The sequence below is a fragment of the Corynebacterium sp. HMSC076D02 genome (assembly GCF_001813815.1).
GTDB classification, from domain to species: Bacteria; Actinomycetota; Actinomycetes; order Mycobacteriales; family Mycobacteriaceae; genus Corynebacterium; species Corynebacterium simulans.
The window spans coordinates 26,980-44,871 of record NZ_KV814045.1 but is presented as its reverse complement, the minus strand read 5'-3'; the positions used below and the strand labels follow the sequence as shown (position 1 = coordinate 44,871).

Here is a 17,892-nt window from a genome sequence, read left to right as displayed (position 1 = left end):
GCATCTAGGGCCGGCGGGTGCTTCGCCGGCTCCCCGCAATTTTCAAGTCTGTGAGTTTGTTCGGAGTGTCGCGCAGATCGTTCACAGGATCTGGAATAAAGTCAGCACTCGTTACAGAGAAGTCTCAACCTCAACTAGAGGTTAGTTTGCGGAAAGGACCGGCATGCACAAAATCGCCGCCGAGCTACGTCACCGCGAGCTGACCCAGGAGATTTACAACATCGGCGACGAAGTTGTCGAGTATATCGAGCACCTCATCGAGGCGATTGAGGATTGGGACGATGAACTCGCACTGGACTGCCTGGCGGAACTCGGCGACATCGTCGAGGACGCCCGCATTGATTCCGGGCGCTGCGTAGGCGAACTGATTGGCCTGCGCCACGCGCTGGTCTCAGGGGTGCGCTCGGGCACTATCTCCGCCGCCGCATCTGGCAACAACGATATCGCCGAGCCAGAGCAGCTCACCGCGCGCAGCCTGGATGCCGCCTTTGCGATTGATTCCCCGACCATCGTGGTCTCCGAGCTCGCTGCCACGCTGCGCGGCCGCACTGGGGCGGTGGCGGATTACCTGCGCGAGCTGGTGGATTATGTGCTCGGCCAAACCGACGCCGTGGCCCGCAACTTGGACATGATTTCCCTGCCGCACCTGTACAAGCGTGCCGGTCAATCCGCGCTCATTGCGGTGCAGGCTTGGCGCCATACCGTCGTCGAAGCCCACCCGGCCTACGTGCGCACGATGCGTGGTCACAACCCGCCGCCGTTCTTAGAAGAGCGTGCCCGCGTTAACGCTGTGGTTGCCCGCGTCCGTGCCAAGCGCGAAGCCGCGCGACAGGCCGCGACTACCGCTTAAAAGCCAATAAATAGACTTCCTTGTTGCCAACACACAAGGAGACACCAACACCGCCGATTCCCTCGTTCGGCGGTGTTTGTCTTTTCTAGCTCGCCTTAACCGCGTGCGCCTGCGCCAGCATGTGCAGGGTCCTCCGGCAGGTATCCGGATCTTTGGCTAATTGCTCGGGCGTAAATTGAACTACTCGGTATCCCAAGGAGCGCAGGTATGCCGTGCGGCTCGAGCGCCGAGATAGGACCGCTTGCGGGCCAATCTCGACGATGATGGCCTCTTCGATGAGCAATGCCTCGATGCCAGGGGCCACGCGTTGCCGCGGCTTGGCGTCTAAGCCCAGCTCCACAGCCAGTGCGCGCACGAGTGACTCGAAAGGCGAGCGCGATAGGGAGCTGGCGCAGGCAATTGCCTTGCGGGCTGCTGCGGCATTATGCACGCGCCCTAAGTCATCGACCTCGGCTTGCAGCCGGGCAGGGCTAATACCCATGTTTAACGCCGAGTCTGCGGCGATGAGGCCGTGGCGGAAGCCGTGGTAACGCGCGACGTCGGCAACCGCGCGGGCAATGCTAACCACGCGCGCACCGTCGATGGTTTCTACGTCCCCGACCATGGTCTTGCGGTAGCGGCGTCCCGGCGCATGGCGGTTGTGGCGGGGCAGGCTGCCGCAGGGAAGCGCTAGCTCGACCGGGTCTTCGGGGCAGGGGAGCAGCCAAAGGTCATGCAGGAGTGCGGCGGACTTGCTAATCAGTACCGCGGTATAAGAGCTGCGGGCTATGGCTATGCATTCGAGGCGCTGGCGTTCGACGGCGGATAGCGCTAAGTATTCCTCGCGGTCTACGGCCATGCGCGGTGCTAGCTGTAAAAGTGTGCCGGATTTAAGGTCGTTGGACGTGGCGGGTTTGGCTGGGTGGATGGTCTCAAGAGTGGTCATGGCACTAGTTTCGCCCGCCGCGGGTGTGTAGCTCTAGAGGCAATTTTGAAAGCTGTGGATAACTTGTTGGCGGCGTCAACAACTGGGTGTGAAATCTTGTGGCTGAACCCCCAGCCCTAGAAAACCAGCCCTGGAAACCCAGACGTCGTGGTCGCGATTTTTAAGAGTTGAAAAATATTTTCTCGCGACCACGACGTCTGGGGTTCCAGGGCTGGGTATTTGCGGGGAAGGGGTAGAGGAAGCGGGAAGGGGGGCAGGAAGGAGGGCTGCGCGTTAGTTGGCCAAGTCCAACTGCTCCGTAATCTGCGGCCACAGCTGGCCCATGATGTCATCCCACGTCAGAATCCACATCGCTTTATCCTTGTCCGCCTTGCCCACGGCCACGAGCTGCTCGTTGCGAGCGCGCATGTGGTCCAAGGTCTTCTGGACAGTCAGCGAGGAGGAAACCGTCAGCGCGGGGCGGGAGAACTCGAGCACTGGCGTGTCCGGTTCGGCGAGGAGCGTATCGCGCACGTGCACGATGCGCGGCACGCGGGAATCCTTCGGGAAGACCAGCACGCGCATGATGGACTTGCGGGTGACCAAGTCATGGAGTTCAGCCACCGTAGCGTCGGGGGACAGCGGGACGACCTGGGAGCCGTGCTCGCGAGCCAGCGCGCCAACGGTAGAGGCCTCCAACTCAATTACGCCGGTGATCTGGTTCGCCGAATCATCGTCCAGAGTGCCCGTCTCGCGGGAATGCTCCACCAAGTGGCGCAGGGTATCTGCGTCGTAGCCGGCGGCACCGGCCCTGTCGACGGGCTCCTCGCCAGTCCAGCGCACCATCGCATTCGCCATGTGGTTAATCCACTTCAGAAGCGGGCGGAAGAGCCAGATGAAGCCGCGGGCAGGAACCGCGATGAGCTGCAGCGCGGTCTCCGGGTGGGTAATCGCCCAAGACTTCGGAGCCATCTCGCCGATGACCAGGTGCAGGAAGGTCACGATGAACAACGCCAAAATAAACGAGACCACGTCGGCCACGCCCAGCGGCAGGCCGAGTGCCTCCAGCGGGGTCATGAGCAGGTGGTGGACCCACGGCTTGGTCACTGCACCCAGCACGAAAGTCGCCGCCGTAATACCCAGCTGCGCGCCGGCGAGCATGATGGTCAGCTCGTTCAAAGAGCGCAAGCCCGAGCGCGAGGTGCGGGAGGTCTCAGCGGTTTCTTCCAAACGGTTGCGGCGCGCGCCCATCATCGAAAACTCGATGATGACGAAGAAGGCCGAGGCGGCGATGATGACAAGCGTGATGAGGAGGTTAAACCACCAAGTATCAGTCATTAGCTCTCCTCCTCCGTTTGATCGGCGTATTCCTCAACGAGCTCCAGTGCCAAGGTCGCCGGCACGTGGCGGTCAATCTCCTCGACACGCAGGTGCAGCTTTCGCACTGGGGCGTCGTCGCGCTCTACCCAGTCATCCGGCTCCGCCTCGAGCTCGATCGTGTACTCCTCGCCCTCCTCAGGCAGCGCGCCGGAGTGGGAAATCAGCAGGCCAGCCACGGTCTCGAAGTCGCCTTCTGGCAGATCGTGGCCGATGGCGCGCTCGATTTCGTCAATCGGTGTATCGCCATCGACGAGCCAGTGGGACTCATCCTGCTCGGTGATTTCCTCGGTCTCTTCGATGTCGTGCTCGTCGCTGACATCGCCCAGGATCTCCTCGGCTAGGTCTTCCATGGTCACGATGCCGACGAAGCCGCCGTACTCGTCGATGACGCAGGCCAGCTTGTCGTTGGCGTCGCGCAACTCGGTCACGACGTCGGGAAGCGGCATGAGCTCTGGCACCACAACGGCGGGCTGCATGATCTCGGTGGCCGCGGTGGCGTCGGGAAGTTGCGTTCCCAGCACGTCGAACAAGTGCACCACACCGATGGGGTTGTGTTCATCGTCGATGATGGGGTAGCGCGTGTGATCCGTGGACATCATCTCGCGAACCTCGCCGATGGTGGTCTGCGGATCGATGACGTCGACGCGGGAACGCGGAATCATCGCGTGCTCGACGTCGTGTTCTGGGAAGTCCAACAGGCGGTCCAACACGAGGTAGGTTGCCTCGTCGATGTCGCCGGCCTCGTGGGAGGCATCCACGATGGACTCGAGATCATCGGTGGTGGCGGAAGAATCCACGTCTTCTACAGGCTCGATGCCGAAGACCTTCAAGATCGCATTCGAGGCGTACTCAAAGAAGTGAATAAGCCAGCCGAAAATGCGCAGGTACCACATGGTGGAGGTGGACAAGAACAATGCCGTCTTCATCGGGGCTGCGATGGTGTAGTTTTTGGGGAATAGCTCCGCAAAAAGCATCGTGGCGATGGTGGAGATGAAAAGCGCTGCCACCGTGCCAATGGTGATGGAAACGCCGGCGGGAATGCCCACGCCGCCCAGCAGCTCACCCAAGCCGCGGCCCACCAGGGGTTCGGCCACATAGCCAATCAGCAGGCCCGTGATGGTGATGCCCAGCTGGGCACCGGAGAGCATGAAGGAGGTGCGCTGGGTAATTTTCAGGGCACGCTCAGCTGTCTTATTGCCCTCGGAAGCCATGGAGCGCAGTTGTGCGCGGTCCACCGACATGAAAGAAAATTCTTGCGCAACGAAGTACGCGTTCGCGACGATAATCAGGCCAATGACCAGAAATCCCGCCAAAATCATAAGGATTGCTTGCACCATGGCCTACCCCGCCTGCCATTCGGTGAGGCGGGGACATCGACTCGGAGGTTCCACTGAAGCTGCCTTTCTATTTATGGGAAACTGCAGAATAGATTACATCCTTCAACGTACCGGTGGGTTATTTAGTTCCTGGCCCAAGCTAGCCTAGAGGGCATGTCTCAAGACTTTGGCCTCTATATCCACGTTCCCTTTTGCTCTTCGCGGTGCGGGTATTGCGATTTCAATACCTATACCCCAGGTGAGCTGGGCGGCGATCTGACCGCCGCATACCTGGACGCCCTCGAGTGCGAGCTGGGCATGGCGGCGCAGCAGGTGGGAAGGCCGGCGCAGACCGTATTCATCGGCGGCGGCACGCCTTCGATGTTGGGCGCCGAGGGGCTTAGCCGCATTCTGGCCCGCGTGAAAGAGACTTTTGGTTTGGCCCCAGGGGCGGAGGTGACCACGGAATCGAATCCGGAGTCGACGGACCCGCGCTATTTCGAGCAGCTGCGCGAGGCGGGGTTTACGCGCATTTCGCTGGGCATGCAGTCGGCGTCGGATAGCGTGCTGCGAGTGCTTGAGCGTGCGCATACCCCGGGCCGGGCTTTCGACGCCGCGCGTGAGGCCCGCGCCGCAGGTTTCGAGCACGTAAACCTGGACATGATCTATGGCACGCCCACGGAGACTGACGACGACGTGCGGCTTACCCTTGACCGCGTTCTCGAAACGGGAGTCGACCACGTCAGCGCGTATTCGCTCATCGTAGAAGACGGCACCCGGATGGCGCGCAAGGTGAAAAAGGGAATCTTGCCTGCACCCGACGAGGACGTGCTGGCAAGGCGCTATGAGGCCGTCTCTGCGACGCTCGAAGCGGAAGGCTTCGAGTGGTACGAGGTCTCCAACTGGGCCAAGCCCGGCGGCGAATGCGAGCACAACCGCATCTACTGGGTCGACGGCAACTGGTGGGGCGCGGGCCCTGGCGCGCACTCGCATTTGAACGACGAGCGCTTTTATAACGTGAAGCTGCCGCGCCGCTACATCGAGATGCTAGGCCGCGGCGAGTTGCCGGTGAAGGAACGCGAGGTTTTAACCGAGGTCGAGCGGCACACCGAAAAGATCATGCTCGGTTTGCGCTTGCGCGAGGGCATTCCGGCTGGCTGGCTGGCTCCGGGTGCGGAGCCGGTCATCGCGGACTACATCTCCCGTGGGTTGCTGCAGCGCGCCGGCGACCGGCTGTGCTTGACCAAGCCGGGGCGCCTTTTGGCAGACGGCATCATCACCGACTTGTTGGTTGCCGAGGAAGCTTAAAGGCCACGGCGAAGGTAGGTAACATAGGGCGCATGTCCAATTCCACTGATGCTCGCCGCCGCGAGGTTCTGCGCGCCATTGTGGCGGACTATATTGCCTCCCAGGAACCCGTGGGGTCCAAGACCCTGCTGGAGCGCTATCAGCTGGGCGTTTCCTCCGCCACCATCCGCAACGATATGGCGGTGCTGGAATCGGAGGGCCTGATTGCCCACGAGCACACCAGCTCCGGGCGCGTGCCCACGCAGAAGGGTTACCGCCAGTTCGTCGATTCGCTGCACGACGTAAAGCCTTTGTCTGCGCCGGAGCGCCGTGCCATGCTGACCTTCTTGGAAGGCGGCGTCGACCTGGAGGATGTACTGCGCCGCAGCGTGCAGCTGCTTGCTCAGGTGACCAAGCAGGCGGCGGTGGTGCAGATGCCCAACCTCAAGGTTTCGCGCGTGAAGCACTGCGAGGTCGTGGCGCTTTCGCCAGTGCGCCTGTTGTTGGTGCTCATCACGGATAACGGGCGCGTCGATCAGCGCAACGTCGAGCTGGACAGCATCATCGACCCACTGCAGACCGCACGCCTACGCGACGTCCTCAACAACGCCTTGGAGGGCAAGACGCTAACCGACGCCTCGGTGGAACTTGCCAGCCTCGTCGAAACCTCCCCGCTGGACATCCGCCCGCACGTGCTCAATGCCGCCACGACTCTCATCGAGACGTTGGTGGAGCGCCCCTCCGACCGCCTGATCATGGCTGGTACCTCTAATCTCACGCGTATCGCGCGAGACTTCCCAGAAGGGCTGCCCTCGCTCATCGAGGCTCTCGAAGAGCAGGTCGTGGTGTTGAAGCTTTTGGCTCGCGTGCCGGATTTGGGCAACGTCTCCGTCGTCATCGGTGAGGAGAATGAGGAGGACAAGCTGCGGCAGGCATCCGTCGTCGCCACTGCGTACGGCGCCGGCAATGAAACGTTGGGCGGCCTTGGCGTTGTAGGCCCGACCTATATGGATTATTCGGGAACAATCTCGAAGGTTGGCGCTGTTGCACGCTATGTAAGCGAAGTTCTGGCCGGCGAGTAAGCTGGCACGGAAAACTTTTCCCAGTGACTCTAATTTTAGATAAGGACTTTCATTAAGTGGCTCGTGACTATTACGGCATCCTTGGTGTAGAAAAATCCGCAACCGACGCCGAAATTAAGAAGGCCTACCGCAAGCTCGCCCGCAAGTATCACCCGGACGTTAACCCGGGCGATGAAGAGGCGGCGGAGAAGTTCCGCGAGGCCTCCCTCGCGCAAGAGGTGCTCCTGGATCCGCAGAAGCGCCAAATCGTTGACATGGGCGGCGACCCAATGGAAGAGCGCGGCGCTGCCGGCGGCGGCTTCGGCGGTGGTTTCGGTGGCGGCGGCCTAGGCGACATCTTCGCTGAGTTCTTCGGCGGTGGAGCAGGTGGCTCCCGCGGCCCGCGTTCGCGCGTGCAGCCGGGCAACGACGCCCTGCTGCGCACCACCATTAGCCTAGAAGAGGCCTATTCCGGCCTGAAGAAGCAGGTCACCGTCGATACCGCTGTGCTCTGTGACCGCTGCGAGGGCACGGGTTCTGCCTCCAAGTCCAAGCCAGTTACCTGTGATGGTTGTGGCGGCATGGGCGAGGTTCAGGAGATGCAGCGCAGCTTCCTGGGCAACGTTATGACCTCCCGCCCGTGCCCGAAGTGCCAGGGCTTCGGTGAAGTCATTACTGATCCTTGTAACCACTGTGGTGGCGATGGCCGCGTGAAGAAGCGCCGCGATCTCACCGTAAATATCCCGGCCGGCATTGGTGATGGCATGCGCATCCGCATGGCTTCCCAGGGCGAGGTCGGCCACGGCGGCGGCCCGGCGGGCGATCTTTATGTGGAGGTCTCCACCAAGCCGCACGCCGTCTTTGAGCGCAACGCCGACGACCTACACCTGACCGTGCGCGTGCCGATGGTCGATGCCGCACTTGGCACCAACTTCACCATCGATCAGCTAGATGGCGAGGAGCTCAACATCGACATCGAGCCAGGCACCCAGCCGGGCGAGTCCATCAAGGTCGAGGGCAAGGGCATGCCGCGTCTGCGCACCGACGGCTTTGGCAACCTCTTCGCGCACGTCGACGTCGTGGTGCCGAAGGAGCTGGACAAGAAGACCCGCGAGCTGCTCGAGAAGGTCCGCGATTCTCGCGACGAGGGCGCCCGCGTCCGCGAGACCGGCGACGGCCAAGAGGAGTCCTTCTTCTCCCGTATCCGAGATAGGTTCCGCCGTTAATGTCTCTTCCCGTCTTTATCCATCCTGATCTCTCGCTGGCTAGCGTTGGCGAGCCGGTGGGGCTCGAAGGTCCCGAGGGCCGCCACGCGGTGACGGTCAAGCGCCTTAGCGTAGGGGAGCGGCTCAAACTCATCGACGGCACGGGCACCGCCGCCCTGGCCACCATCCAGTCCGTTTCGGGCAAGGATCATTTGGCCGCGCTTGTCGACGCCGTGACTTTTGCGCCCGAGCCCAACCCCCGCGTTGTGGTGGTTCAGGCCATTCCGAAGTCGGAGCGCTCGGAGCTCGCGGTGGACCTTGCCACCCAGGCAGGCGCCGATGAGATCATCGCTTGGCAGGCAGATCGCTGCGTGGCCAAGTGGGATGGAAAGAAGGCGCCGAAGGCGCTCGCGAAGTGGGAGTCGGCGGCGGTTGCTGCCGCGAAGCAGTCCCGCCGCGACCGCATCCCGCAGGTTACTGGCCCCTTGACCACCCCGCAGCTCGCTCAGCTCATTGCCGGGCAGACCGCCTACGTGCTGCACGAGGAAGCCACCGACTCTATTCGGGAGGTTCCGCTGGAGGGCACCATTTATCTCCTCGTCGGACCCGAAGGCGGAATCGGTGCCGAGGAGCTGGAGCGCCTGCAGGCCCATCCGGTTAAGTTGGGGCCGGAGGTGTTACGCACGGCGTCGGCAGCCATGGTGGCCCTTGCCGCAATCGGCGTGCGCACCGCACGCTGGTAGCCTGTTGGGGTGCCTATTATCACCAAGAAGTTTGAGCTTGACTCCGTCTACGTCGCGACCGTACTCGGCAACGCTGACGATAACCTGCGGGTGCTCAACAACCTACTGGATGCAGACTTCTTCGCGCGCGGAACCACGGTCACGGTAACCGGCCCTGACTATGAGGTGGCCCGCGCCGCGAAGGTGCTCGACGAGCTCGAGGCGATTGTCCGCCGCGGCCATCACGTCAGCACCGATACCGTGAAACACACCGTGGACATGATTGCGGTGGAAGCTCCGCAATCGGTCTCTGCGGCGATGGCGGCGGACATCGTGCGCCGCCGTGGCAAGTCCGTGCGCCCAAAGACGGTGGGCCAATCCGAGTACGTCCAGGCCATTGATGACAACACCGTGGTCTTCGGCATCGGCCCCGCAGGCTCTGGCAAGACCTACCTGGCGGTGGCCAAAGCCGTGCAGGCCCTGCAGGCCAAGCAGGTCTCGCGCATCATCTTGACCCGCCCGGCAGTTGAGGCCGGTGAGAAGCTGGGCTTTCTGCCCGGCACGCTAAATGACAAGATCGACCCGTACCTGCGCCCGCTTTACGACGCCCTGCGCGACATGATGGATCCAGAGATGATCCCGAAGCTCATGGAAGCCGGCATTATTGAGGTCGCCCCGCTGGCATACATGCGTGGCCGCACGCTCAACGACGCCTTCGTCATCCTCGACGAGGCCCAAAACACCACGCCGGCGCAGATGAAGATGTTTTTGACCCGCCTGGGCTTTGGATCGAAGATCGTGGTCACCGGCGATGTCTCGCAGGTGGACTTGCCGCGTGGCCAGGTCTCTGGCCTGCGCTTGGTGCGCCGCATCTTGGACGGCGTGCAGGATATTCACTTTGCGGACCTGGGCTCGAGCGACGTCGTCAGGCACCAGCTGGTCAGCCGTATCGTGAATGCTTATGATGCTGCTGAAGCCGCAGCGCAAGCGGATAAGGAGAACTAAATGTCCATCGAATTCATCAACGAGTCCGGTTTCGACGGCGTCAACGAGGAGATGCTCATCGACGTCGCCTCTTATGCCTTCGGCGCCATGGACATCAACCCGGATGCTGAGTGCACGATCACCGCAGTGGACTTGGATACCATCGCGGACCTGCACGTGCGTTGGATGGACCTCGAGGGGCCAACCGATGTTATGAGCTTCCCGATGGATGAAATCACCCCAGGCGCACTGGGCGCGCGTCCCGACGCCCCCGAGATGGGACCGTCCATGCTGGGCGATATCGTGTTGTGCCCGGAGTTCGCGCTGCGCCAGGCCGATGCCGCCGGCCACTCTCTGGGCCACGAGCTTGCGCTGTTGACGGTGCATGGCTGCCTGCACCTTTTGGGCTATGACCACGCCACCCCGGCAGAGGAAAAGGAAATGTTCAGCCTGCAGAACGAGCTGCTGGCGGACTGGTACGACAACCTCGCCGCCCGCGGGGTGAGCTACCAGCCGAAGCCGTCTGGCCCCAAGGCCTTCCCCGACGCGGCCGAGCGCGCCAACCTTGACAAAGAGGTCCCCGGCGGTGGAATCCCGGCGGTGGGCGAGCCACAGGAAAATTAATTTCCCCGTTTCGTTGGTGACGTGTTGCGTTACGTTGCACAATAGACGGCATGAATATTCTGTCGATCCAGTCTCACGTCACCTTCGGCCACGTTGGCAACTCCGCCGCAGTATTCCCGCTCCAGCGCGCGGGCCACGAGGTATGGCCGGTGCACACGGTGAACTTCTCCAACCACACCGGCTACGGTGATTGGGGCGGGCCGATGCTTCCGGCATCGGATGTCACCAGCATTATCGACGGCATCGAGAAGCGCGGCGCCTTTGAGAAGATCGACGCAATCCTCTCTGGCTACCAGGGCGGGCCAGACATCGCCGGCGCAATTATCGATGCCGTTAACCGCATCAAGGCCGTCAACCCCAAGGCTTTGTACGCGTGCGACCCAGTCATGGGCAACGCGAAGTCGGGCTGCTTTGTCTCAGATGAGATTCCGCCGCTGCTGCGCGATAAGGTCGTGCCGGTGGCTGACATCATCACCCCGAACCAGTTTGAATTGGGCTACTTGACTGGCCACGAGGTTGGCACCTTGGAACAGACCCTGGAGGCGGTGAAGGCGGCGCAGGAGATTGGTCCGAAGACCGTGCTGGTCACCTCGGTAAAGCGCCCGGAGACCCCTGAGGACACTATCGAGATGCTCGCCGTGGACGGTGACCGCGCCTACATCGTTGCCACCCCGCACCTGCCATTCAAGCGCAACGGCTCCGGCGACGTGACTGCCGCGCTGTTTACCGGCCACTACGTCGAAACCCACGATGCGAAGCTCGCGCTCAAGCGCACCGCGTCTTCGGTGTACGACCTGCTACACAACACTTATGAGGCAGACTCGCAGGAGCTGCAGCTCATTGAGTCCCAGGACGTGTTTGCGAATCCGCAGCTGCAGTTCCAGGTCGAGGAGCTTTAGCGCACCCGCCCCACGCCTTTGGGCAAATACCCAGACCTGGAAATACAGCTTTCTGGTGGATTGCGGGGCGTCGGCAAGCGCGGCGAAAAGCGAACAGGAGGTCTGGGTGCCCAGCCCTGGGAATTTGACCATCTTGGCCGCAGTTGCCGCGCGCCAGCACCTACCGCCGGTTAAAAGTAAGGCATGGACAACGCACTACTTTTTGACACAATCGACGCCCACCTTATCGACCTTCGCCAACTATCCAACGAAGACCCGCGCTGGCTGCAGCTGCACCACGGCAAAATCGTGCGCGCGGCCTGGTGCTTTGCGCTGCCGAAGCAATTCTGGAACCGGCTCAAACCCTGGGAACGCGACATAGCGCGGGTGTATATCCACGCACGGACCGTGCATAAAGCCGTGTTGATCGGAAAGCCCGCCGCTCTGATACACGGCATTCCCACCATTAGCCGCCCCACCGAATACCCAGCAGTGCTGCCCTCGGGCTCGGTGCCGCAGAAATCCAAGGGGCATTTCTTCGCTTATAAAGCCGCCCGCCTGCACGGGCAAACCACTACGGTCCACGGCATTAAGCTCACCTCGCTGGAGCGTACCGCGATTGACATGGCCCGCCTGCACGGCTTCGAAGAAGGGCTGGTCGCCGCGGATTATGTGCGTGCACAGGTGGGCCGCCGTCGCATGCAGGATACGTTGGGCGCGCTGGGCCGCGTCAAGGGCGTGGCGACGGCGCGCGCCGTGGTGGCCGCGGCCGTGGTTGATTCTGAGTCGCCGTGGGAGTCCTACGCCCGCGCGTTGTTGCTGCGTGCGGGCATAAACGTGCGCCCGCAGTACATAGTGGGCAAGTACCGCGCTGACTTGGCAATTGACGGCTGGTTGCTCATTGAAATTGACGGCGATGTCAAATACCAAGACAGGCCTGTGGAGGCGATTCGCGCGGAGCACCGCCGCCAGAAGGAGCTGCTCAACATGGGTTATGTGGTCCTGCGCTTTAGCCCTGAGGAGTTGCGCGCCCGGCCGGAGGAGTTTGTCGCGACGGTGCGCCGAATGTTGGCGATGGGCCCGAGGCGCGCGGCATAGATACCCAGCCCTGGAAACCCAGAGGTCCTGTTCGCGTTTCGCCACGCGTGCCGACGTCGCGCAATCCACCAGAAAGCTGCATTTCCAGCCCTGGGTATTTGCGAGACGAGAACGCCGGTGAAGAGGCCCACGGGCAGCCTCAAACGCGTATGTACTACTGTGACGCGGCTGGGCTATGATGACTAGCAATGAGTACCGATTTTGACGCCGCCTTTGAGAACCTTCCCGCCGATGGGGAGGCGCTGGACTATACAGAATTCACCGACACGCCACAGGGCTTCCGCTCTGGCTTCGTGTCCTTCGTAGGCCGCCCAAACACGGGCAAGTCGACTCTCACCAACGCGCTGGTGGGGCAGAAGATCGCCATCACCGCGAACCAGCCCGAGACCACCCGCCACCCCATCCGTGGCTTGGTACACCGCGAAGACGCCCAAGTTATCGTCGTGGATACGCCGGGCCTGCACCGCCCGCGCACGCTGCTGGGCGAGCGTCTCAATGAGGTAGTCAAGGACACTTATGCCGATGTGGATGTCATCGGCCTGACCGTCCCTGCCGATGAAAAGATTGGCCCGGGTGACCGCTGGATTCTGGAAAACGTCCGCAAGGTAGCGCCGAAGACCCCAATCATCGGAATCGTGACCAAGCTGGATAAGGCCAGCAAGGATCAGGTCGGCGCGCAGCTTTTGGCGCTGCATGAGTTACTCACCCAGGAGGATCCGCAAGCGGTAGTCATTCCGGTCTCCTCCAAGGAGGGCGTTCAGCTTGATGAGCTCGTGCAGGTCATCGTGGACCAGCTGCCAGAAGGCCCGAAGTTCTACCCCGATGATCACATCACCGACGAAGAGCAGGAAAAGCGCATCGCCGAGCTCATCCGCGAGGCCGCACTGTCTGGTTTGAAAGACGAGCTGCCGCACAGCGTGGCCGTCGAGGTTGATGAGATGCTGCCCGATGAGACTCGCCCCGACGTCATGAACGTCCACGCGGTGCTTTACCTGGAGCGCCCAGGCCAAAAGCGCATCATCGAGGGCAAGGACGGCCGCCGCTTTACCCGCATCGTGGGCACCGCCCGCAAGGAGATCATCCAGCTGCTGGGCCAGAACGTCTACCTTGACCTGCGCATCAAGGTGCTCAAGAACTGGCAGTCTGACCCGAAGATGCTGGGCCGTCTCGGCTTCTAAAACCCAAGGCTTAAAAATCTAAGTATGCCGAGGGAGAATTTTCGCGACCGCGCCTTGGTCATCCGCAGCTATGACTTCGGCGAGGCCGACCGCGTTATCGTGCTGCTTACCCGCAGCCATGGCTTGGTGCGCGCGGTGGCCAAGGGCGTACGCAGGACGAAGTCGCGTTTTGGTTCGCGCCTCCAGCCCTTTGTGAACCTGGATGTGCAGCTGTATCCCGGCCGGAATCTATACACGATTTCGCAGGCCGACACCGTGGACTTTTTTGGCGCCGCCATTATCGGTGACTATGAGCGCTATACTGCCGCCTGCGCCGCACTTGAATCTGCCGAGCGCCTGGCCTTCGCAGATTCTGACCAAGACCCGTTCCTTTATAATGCGCTGGTCGCCACGTTACAGCGCCTGCAGCACGACGATCCGCTCCTGACGCTGGACCAATTCCTACTTCAGGCAATGGCGCACGCCGGCTGGGCGCCGGGGCTTTTCGATTGCGCGCAGTGCCAGAAGCCCGGCCCGCATCATGCTTTCCACCCGGCCGTTGGCGGCGCGACGTGCCACGAGTGTCGCCCGCCAGGCGCCGCCGAGGTGGACCCGGAGACGTTGCATCACATGTGGTTGCTTGCGCATGGACACCCCACGAGCCCTACCTTTGAGCAGCGCGGGGAGGCGCATCAACTCATCCGCGCGCATCTGCAGTGGCATTTGGAACGCAAGGTTACCGCGTTAGGGGTCATGGACCAGTAAGATAAGGCGCGTGATTACGCCAGATCCGAACCGAGTTTTAAACCCGCCTGCCATCCCTCAGGAGTTTCTGCCCCAGCACATTGCGCTGGTCATGGACGGAAACGGCCGTTGGGCCGAGGAGCGTGGCATGAAGCGCACCGAGGGGCACCGCCGTGGTGAGGCAGTGCTTCTCGACGTCGTCGATGCCTGCCTTTCCATGAACATCCCGTACCTTTCGGCTTATGCCTTTTCCACGGAAAATTGGCGCCGCAGCCCCGAAGAAGTGCGCTTTTTGATGGCGTTTAACCGCGATGTGCTGCGTCGCCAGCGCGAGTGGCTTAACGAGAAGGGCGTGCGTGTGGTCTGGGTGGGCCGCCGCCCGCGCCTGTGGCGCTCCGTCATCAAGGAGCTCGAGACCGCACAGGAGCTGACCAAGGACAATACGCGCATGACGCTGGCGATGTGCGTGAACTACGGTGGGCGCGCCGAGCTTGTCGACGGCGTTCGCAAGCTCGCCGATCAGGTGGCCAAGGGTGAGTTGAAGCCGAGCGCGATTAACGAGGCGTCGCTAAGCGCGGCGCTCTATGATCCCACCATGCCGGATGTGGATCTATTCCTGCGCCCGTCGGGGGAGAAGCGCACGTCGAACTTCCTGCTGTGGCAGTCGGCATACGCGGAGATGATCTACCAAGACAAGCTCTTCCCAGATTTCACTCCGGAGGACTTGTACGCCGCGGTAGAAGAATACGCGCGGCGGGATCGTCGTTTCGGCGGTACAAAATAGCTAAAGCTATTTGTTACGTGGTGCTGCCTAGCTTGCGCGGCAATTGGAGCAGATGCCGAAGATTTCGGCATCGTGGCCGGTTAGCTCAAAGTCGTGCTCGGCAGCCACGTTGGATGCCCACTGCTCGATGGGGCCGCCGTCGATTTCCTCGGTGCGGCCGCACTTGGTGCATACCAAGTGATGGTGGTGGTTAGCGGATTCGCAGTGGCGGTAGAGCGTTTCGCCAGAAGGCATGTGAAGCGCGTCCACTGCATCAATGTCGGAGAGGGATTGCAGGGTGCGGTAGACCGTGGTCAGGCCTACTTTGTGCTCGCGGTCTTGCAACGCCCGGTGAATGTCTTTTGCCGAGGCGAACTTATCTAGTTCACGCAGAACCTCAACAACTGCGGTGCGCTGCTTGGTGTTGCGAGCCCCAAGCTTAGGGATGCTTTCATGGAGAGCCATGACCGCTAGTTTATCAATTAGTTTCCAATAAAGTTAATGGTTAAACAGTGCTGCAGCCTGCTCCAACAAAGGAAGCACCTCGGGAGAGGCCAGCGAGTAGCGCACTTCGCGGCCTGAACGCTTGGAATCGACGATTCCGGCATCTTTTAGTACGCGCAGGTGTTGGCTGATTAGCGGCTGGGATTTGCCGGTGGCGGCCACCAGCTCGTGAACGTAGTGATCGTGGCGGTTAAGGGCTAATACCAGGGTGATGCGCAGGGGTGAATCTAAAGCGCCAATGATGCGGGTAGCGGCGTCGATGTCGAGTGTGTGAAGCGCCGTGGAGGGCTGCGTCATGCAGATCACCTTCAATCCAATTTCTGTTAATCGCTTGAAACAGTACGATACCCCACATCTTGCACAGTGTTGTATAAAATACAAAATTTATTTTCACCCCTCCGCCCACAGGCGGAAGGAGGCAGGATAGACTAGGAACATTGTTCACGGCTGTCCCTTAACAGAGGAGTCTTTTTTAACCATGGCAAGCGTCATCGATACCGTTGTAAGCCTGTGCAAGCGCCGCGGATTGGTCTACCAGGCAGGTGAGATCTACGGCGGTTCGCGCTCTGCGTGGGACTACGGCCCCCTCGGTGTGGAGCTGAAAGAAAACATCAAGCGCCAGTGGTGGCGCCACATGGTGCAGTCCCGCGAGGACGTCGTGGGTGTTGATACCTCCGTCATCCAGCCGCGCCAGGTCTGGGTTTCCTCCGGTCACGTTGAGGTCTTCACCGATCCGCTGGTGGAGTCCCGCCACACGGGCAAGCGTTACCGCGCTGACCACCTGCTGGAGGCATACGAGGAAAAGCACGGCCACGAGCCTGCAAACGGCCTAGCAGACATCAACGATCCTGAAACCGGCCAGCCGGGTGACTGGACCGAGCCGAAGGCATTCTCCGGTCTGCTCAAGACCTACCTGGGACCGGTTGATGATGAGCAGGGTCTGCACTACCTGCGTCCGGAGACCGCACAGGGCATCTTCGTTAACTTCAAGAACGTGAGGACTTCCGCTCGTATGAAGCCGCCTTTCGGCATCGCGAACATCGGTAAGTCCTTCCGTAACGAGATCACCCCGGGCAACTTCATCTTCCGTACCCGCGAGTTCGAGCAGATGGAGATGGAGTTCTTCGTCAAGCCGGGCGAGGATGAGCAGTGGCACCAGTACTGGATTGATGATCGCTACAACTGGTACGTGGACCTTGGTATCAAGGAAGAAAACCTGCGCCTGTACGAGCACCCGAAGGAGAAGCTGTCCCACTACTCCAAGCGCACTGTCGACGTCGAGTATGCATTCGGCTTCACCGGCTCCAAGTGGGGCGAGCTCGAGGGCGTGGCTAACCGCACCGACTATGACCTTTCGGTTCACGCGAAGGGCTCCGGCGAGGACCTGTCCTACTACGACCAGACCACCGAGGAGCGCTGGGTGCCATACGTCATCGAGCCGGCAGCCGGCCTAGGCCGTTCCATGATGGCCTTCTTGGTCGATGCATATGACGAGGAAGAGGTGCCAAACGCCAAGGGTGGCACCGATAAGCGTGTGGTCCTTCGTCTGGACCGCCGCCTTTCCCCGGTCAAGGTCGCGGTTCTGCCGCTTTCTAAGAAGGAAGAGCTGTCCACCCCAGCCCGCGAGCTGGCTGCCAAGCTGCGCCAACACTGGAACGTTGACTTTGACCTCTCCGGTGCCATCGGCCGCCGCTACCGTCGTCAGGATGAAATCGGCACGCCTTTCTGCGTGACCTACGATTTCGATTCCCTGGAAGACGGCGCAGTTACCGTCCGCGAGCGCGACACCATGGAGCAAGAGCGCGTCAAGATCGACGAGCTCGAGGCATACCTGGCCGCCCGCCTCATCGGCTGCTAAAGGCCAAGTAAAGAAGAAAGTAGCGATGCAATACACCAGCTGGGACCGCACTGACAGCCAAAAGCCTGTCCTGCTGAAGGAGGATGGGCCCCTGGCCTTCGGCGTCTTTTCTGCAGATCAGGCAGAAATTGACGGCGAGGTTTGGCAGCTAGCGGCGGACCCGAAAGAAGGCGCCACGGCCCGCGTGGATAGCCGCGTCTATACGCTGCAGGGCCCGCTGGGCCGCGCCAAGCGCCTAGAGGCGGATGCTGCTGGCCGCGAGTTTTCCTTTATCAACGAAAACGGCGGCGATTGGATTATTGAAGACGCCGTCGGTTACAAGGTCGCGCAGTTTTCGACAAAGAATTCCGGCGTGCGCAAGGCCATCTTGGAGTTCGACGCGGAGCCCGAGGCCGCCGCGCTAAACGACGCCGAGATCATCGCCTTGAGCTGGTTTACCCGTCTCATTCTGGAGGCCAAGACCCGCGGCATGGCGGTACCCGTCATTGCCACGCTGGGGCTTGCCTCCTTGGTGGCGCTGCTTTCCCTTTTCGTGTTCTAGGCATTAAGCGATACTC

19 protein-coding genes are annotated in these 17,892 nt (G+C 61.4%); 14 read left to right on the top strand and 5 right to left on the bottom strand.

The window, feature by feature from the left end; all coding sequences use genetic code 11:
* The first annotated feature begins 163 nt into the window (after nt 1–163).
* The gene (locus tag HMPREF2935_RS05675; RefSeq protein WP_061925799.1) at nt 164–850 is read left to right on the top strand and encodes a hypothetical protein; all 687 of its coding nucleotides are present in this window, start codon (nt 164–166) and stop codon (nt 848–850) included.
* An 85-nt stretch (nt 851–935) separates the two neighbouring features.
* On the opposite strand, the gene HMPREF2935_RS05670 is transcribed toward HMPREF2935_RS05675, so the two are convergent.
* The 3 genes from HMPREF2935_RS05670 to HMPREF2935_RS05660 all read right to left on the bottom strand — a co-directional run bounded on the left by HMPREF2935_RS05670 (nt 936) and on the right by HMPREF2935_RS05660 (nt 4,471).
* On the bottom strand, nt 936–1,775 hold the full coding sequence (locus HMPREF2935_RS05670) for a PDDEXK family nuclease (RefSeq protein WP_061925802.1): 840 nt from the start codon (nt 1,773–1,775) through the stop codon (nt 936–938).
* Nucleotides 1,776–2,048: 273 nt separating this feature from the next.
* Nucleotides 2,049–3,092, bottom strand: coding sequence for a CNNM domain-containing protein (locus tag HMPREF2935_RS05665; RefSeq protein ID WP_061925805.1), 1,044 nt, complete (start codon nt 3,090–3,092; stop codon nt 2,049–2,051).
* On the bottom strand, nt 3,092–4,471 hold the full coding sequence (locus HMPREF2935_RS05660) for a hemolysin family protein (protein ID WP_070433037.1): 1,380 nt from the start codon (nt 4,469–4,471) through the stop codon (nt 3,092–3,094). Before HMPREF2935_RS05660 ends, HMPREF2935_RS05665 begins: the two co-directional genes overlap by 1 nt.
* A gap of 153 nt (nt 4,472–4,624) precedes the next feature.
* Here HMPREF2935_RS05660 and hemW point away from each other — a divergent pair, with 153 nt between their 5' ends.
* The 11 genes from hemW to HMPREF2935_RS05605 all read left to right on the top strand — a co-directional run bounded on the left by hemW (nt 4,625) and on the right by HMPREF2935_RS05605 (nt 14,994).
* Nucleotides 4,625–5,758, top strand: coding sequence for a radical SAM family heme chaperone HemW (gene hemW / locus HMPREF2935_RS05655; protein ID WP_070433038.1), 1,134 nt, complete (start codon nt 4,625–4,627; stop codon nt 5,756–5,758).
* A 32-nt stretch (nt 5,759–5,790) separates the two neighbouring features.
* The gene (gene hrcA / locus HMPREF2935_RS05650) at nt 5,791–6,819 is read left to right on the top strand and encodes a heat-inducible transcriptional repressor HrcA (protein ID WP_062043673.1); all 1,029 of its coding nucleotides are present in this window, start codon (nt 5,791–5,793) and stop codon (nt 6,817–6,819) included.
* A 56-nt stretch (nt 6,820–6,875) separates the two neighbouring features.
* Entirely contained in the window at nt 6,876–8,024 is a 1,149-nt protein-coding gene (dnaJ, locus tag HMPREF2935_RS05645; protein WP_062037942.1) for a molecular chaperone DnaJ, read from the top strand.
* Complete coding sequence (locus HMPREF2935_RS05640; RefSeq protein WP_070732337.1) at nt 8,024–8,746, top strand: 16S rRNA (uracil(1498)-N(3))-methyltransferase; 723 nt, start codon at nt 8,024–8,026, stop codon at nt 8,744–8,746. The genes dnaJ and HMPREF2935_RS05640 overlap by 1 nt, the downstream gene beginning before the upstream one ends.
* A 9-nt stretch (nt 8,747–8,755) precedes the next feature.
* Nucleotides 8,756–9,730, top strand: a complete 975-nt coding sequence (locus tag HMPREF2935_RS05635) for a PhoH family protein (RefSeq protein WP_070732336.1) — start codon at nt 8,756–8,758, stop codon at nt 9,728–9,730.
* Complete coding sequence (gene ybeY, locus HMPREF2935_RS05630) at nt 9,731–10,333, top strand: rRNA maturation RNase YbeY (protein WP_062037951.1); 603 nt, start codon at nt 9,731–9,733, stop codon at nt 10,331–10,333.
* A gap of 50 nt (nt 10,334–10,383) precedes the next feature.
* Nucleotides 10,384–11,232 carry a pyridoxal kinase PdxY gene (gene pdxY, locus HMPREF2935_RS05625; protein ID WP_061923993.1) on the top strand — a complete coding sequence of 283 codons (849 nt, stop codon included), beginning with the start codon at nt 10,384–10,386 and terminating at the stop codon, nt 11,230–11,232.
* 183 nt (nt 11,233–11,415) lie between these two features.
* Nucleotides 11,416–12,309 carry an endonuclease domain-containing protein gene (locus tag HMPREF2935_RS05620; protein WP_070732334.1) on the top strand — a complete coding sequence of 298 codons (894 nt, stop codon included), beginning with the start codon at nt 11,416–11,418 and terminating at the stop codon, nt 12,307–12,309.
* Between the two features lie 188 nt (nt 12,310–12,497).
* Nucleotides 12,498–13,487, top strand: a complete 990-nt coding sequence (era, locus tag HMPREF2935_RS05615) for a GTPase Era (protein WP_070732332.1) — start codon at nt 12,498–12,500, stop codon at nt 13,485–13,487.
* Nucleotides 13,488–13,511: 24 nt separating this feature from the next.
* Nucleotides 13,512–14,231: a DNA repair protein RecO gene (gene recO, locus HMPREF2935_RS05610; RefSeq protein ID WP_070732329.1), complete on the top strand. Its 720-nt coding sequence runs from the start codon at nt 13,512–13,514 to the stop codon at nt 14,229–14,231.
* A 10-nt stretch (nt 14,232–14,241) separates the two neighbouring features.
* A complete protein-coding gene (locus HMPREF2935_RS05605; RefSeq protein WP_082778635.1) occupies nt 14,242–14,994 on the top strand; it encodes an isoprenyl transferase in 753 nt (250 codons plus the stop codon).
* Between the two features lie 27 nt (nt 14,995–15,021).
* On the opposite strand, the gene HMPREF2935_RS05600 is transcribed toward HMPREF2935_RS05605, so the two are convergent.
* Nucleotides 15,022–15,438 carry a Fur family transcriptional regulator gene (locus tag HMPREF2935_RS05600; protein ID WP_070498134.1) on the bottom strand — a complete coding sequence of 139 codons (417 nt, stop codon included), beginning with the start codon at nt 15,436–15,438 and terminating at the stop codon, nt 15,022–15,024.
* 33 nt (nt 15,439–15,471) lie between these two features.
* Nucleotides 15,472–15,774, bottom strand: a complete 303-nt coding sequence (locus HMPREF2935_RS05595) for an ArsR/SmtB family transcription factor (protein WP_070732326.1) — start codon at nt 15,772–15,774, stop codon at nt 15,472–15,474.
* A gap of 181 nt (nt 15,775–15,955) precedes the next feature.
* Between HMPREF2935_RS05595 and HMPREF2935_RS05590 the strand changes: the two genes are divergently transcribed.
* On the top strand, nt 15,956–17,335 hold the full coding sequence (locus tag HMPREF2935_RS05590; RefSeq protein ID WP_070732324.1) for a glycine--tRNA ligase: 1,380 nt from the start codon (nt 15,956–15,958) through the stop codon (nt 17,333–17,335).
* Between the two features lie 25 nt (nt 17,336–17,360).
* The gene (locus tag HMPREF2935_RS05585) at nt 17,361–17,876 is read left to right on the top strand and encodes a hypothetical protein (RefSeq protein WP_061923972.1); all 516 of its coding nucleotides are present in this window, start codon (nt 17,361–17,363) and stop codon (nt 17,874–17,876) included.
* Nucleotides 17,877–17,892 lie beyond the last annotated feature (16 nt).

Bases quoted from the DNA above. Each gene is read 5' to 3' on its own strand.
- HMPREF2935_RS05675 (WP_061925799.1), top strand. From the start codon at position 164: ATGCACAAAATCGCCGCCGAGCTACGTCACCGCGAGCTGACCCAGGAG.
- HMPREF2935_RS05670 (WP_061925802.1), bottom strand. From the start codon at position 1,775: ATGACCACTCTTGAGACCATCCACCCAGCCAAACCCGCCACGTCCAAC.
- HMPREF2935_RS05665 (WP_061925805.1), bottom strand. From the start codon at position 3,092: ATGACTGATACTTGGTGGTTTAACCTCCTCATCACGCTTGTCATCATC.
- HMPREF2935_RS05660 (WP_070433037.1), bottom strand. From the start codon at position 4,471: ATGGTGCAAGCAATCCTTATGATTTTGGCGGGATTTCTGGTCATTGGC.
- hemW (WP_070433038.1), top strand. From the start codon at position 4,625: ATGTCTCAAGACTTTGGCCTCTATATCCACGTTCCCTTTTGCTCTTCG.
- hrcA (WP_062043673.1), top strand. From the start codon at position 5,791: ATGTCCAATTCCACTGATGCTCGCCGCCGCGAGGTTCTGCGCGCCATT.
- HMPREF2935_RS05640 (WP_070732337.1), top strand. From the start codon at position 8,024: ATGTCTCTTCCCGTCTTTATCCATCCTGATCTCTCGCTGGCTAGCGTT.
- ybeY (WP_062037951.1), top strand. From the start codon at position 9,731: ATGTCCATCGAATTCATCAACGAGTCCGGTTTCGACGGCGTCAACGAG.
- pdxY (WP_061923993.1), top strand. From the start codon at position 10,384: ATGAATATTCTGTCGATCCAGTCTCACGTCACCTTCGGCCACGTTGGC.
- HMPREF2935_RS05620 (WP_070732334.1), top strand. From the start codon at position 11,416: ATGGACAACGCACTACTTTTTGACACAATCGACGCCCACCTTATCGAC.
- era (WP_070732332.1), top strand. From the start codon at position 12,498: ATGAGTACCGATTTTGACGCCGCCTTTGAGAACCTTCCCGCCGATGGG.
- recO (WP_070732329.1), top strand. From the start codon at position 13,512: ATGCCGAGGGAGAATTTTCGCGACCGCGCCTTGGTCATCCGCAGCTAT.
- HMPREF2935_RS05600 (WP_070498134.1), bottom strand. From the start codon at position 15,438: ATGGCTCTCCATGAAAGCATCCCTAAGCTTGGGGCTCGCAACACCAAG.
- HMPREF2935_RS05595 (WP_070732326.1), bottom strand. From the start codon at position 15,774: ATGACGCAGCCCTCCACGGCGCTTCACACACTCGACATCGACGCCGCT.
- HMPREF2935_RS05590 (WP_070732324.1), top strand. From the start codon at position 15,956: ATGGCAAGCGTCATCGATACCGTTGTAAGCCTGTGCAAGCGCCGCGGA.
- HMPREF2935_RS05585 (WP_061923972.1), top strand. From the start codon at position 17,361: ATGCAATACACCAGCTGGGACCGCACTGACAGCCAAAAGCCTGTCCTG.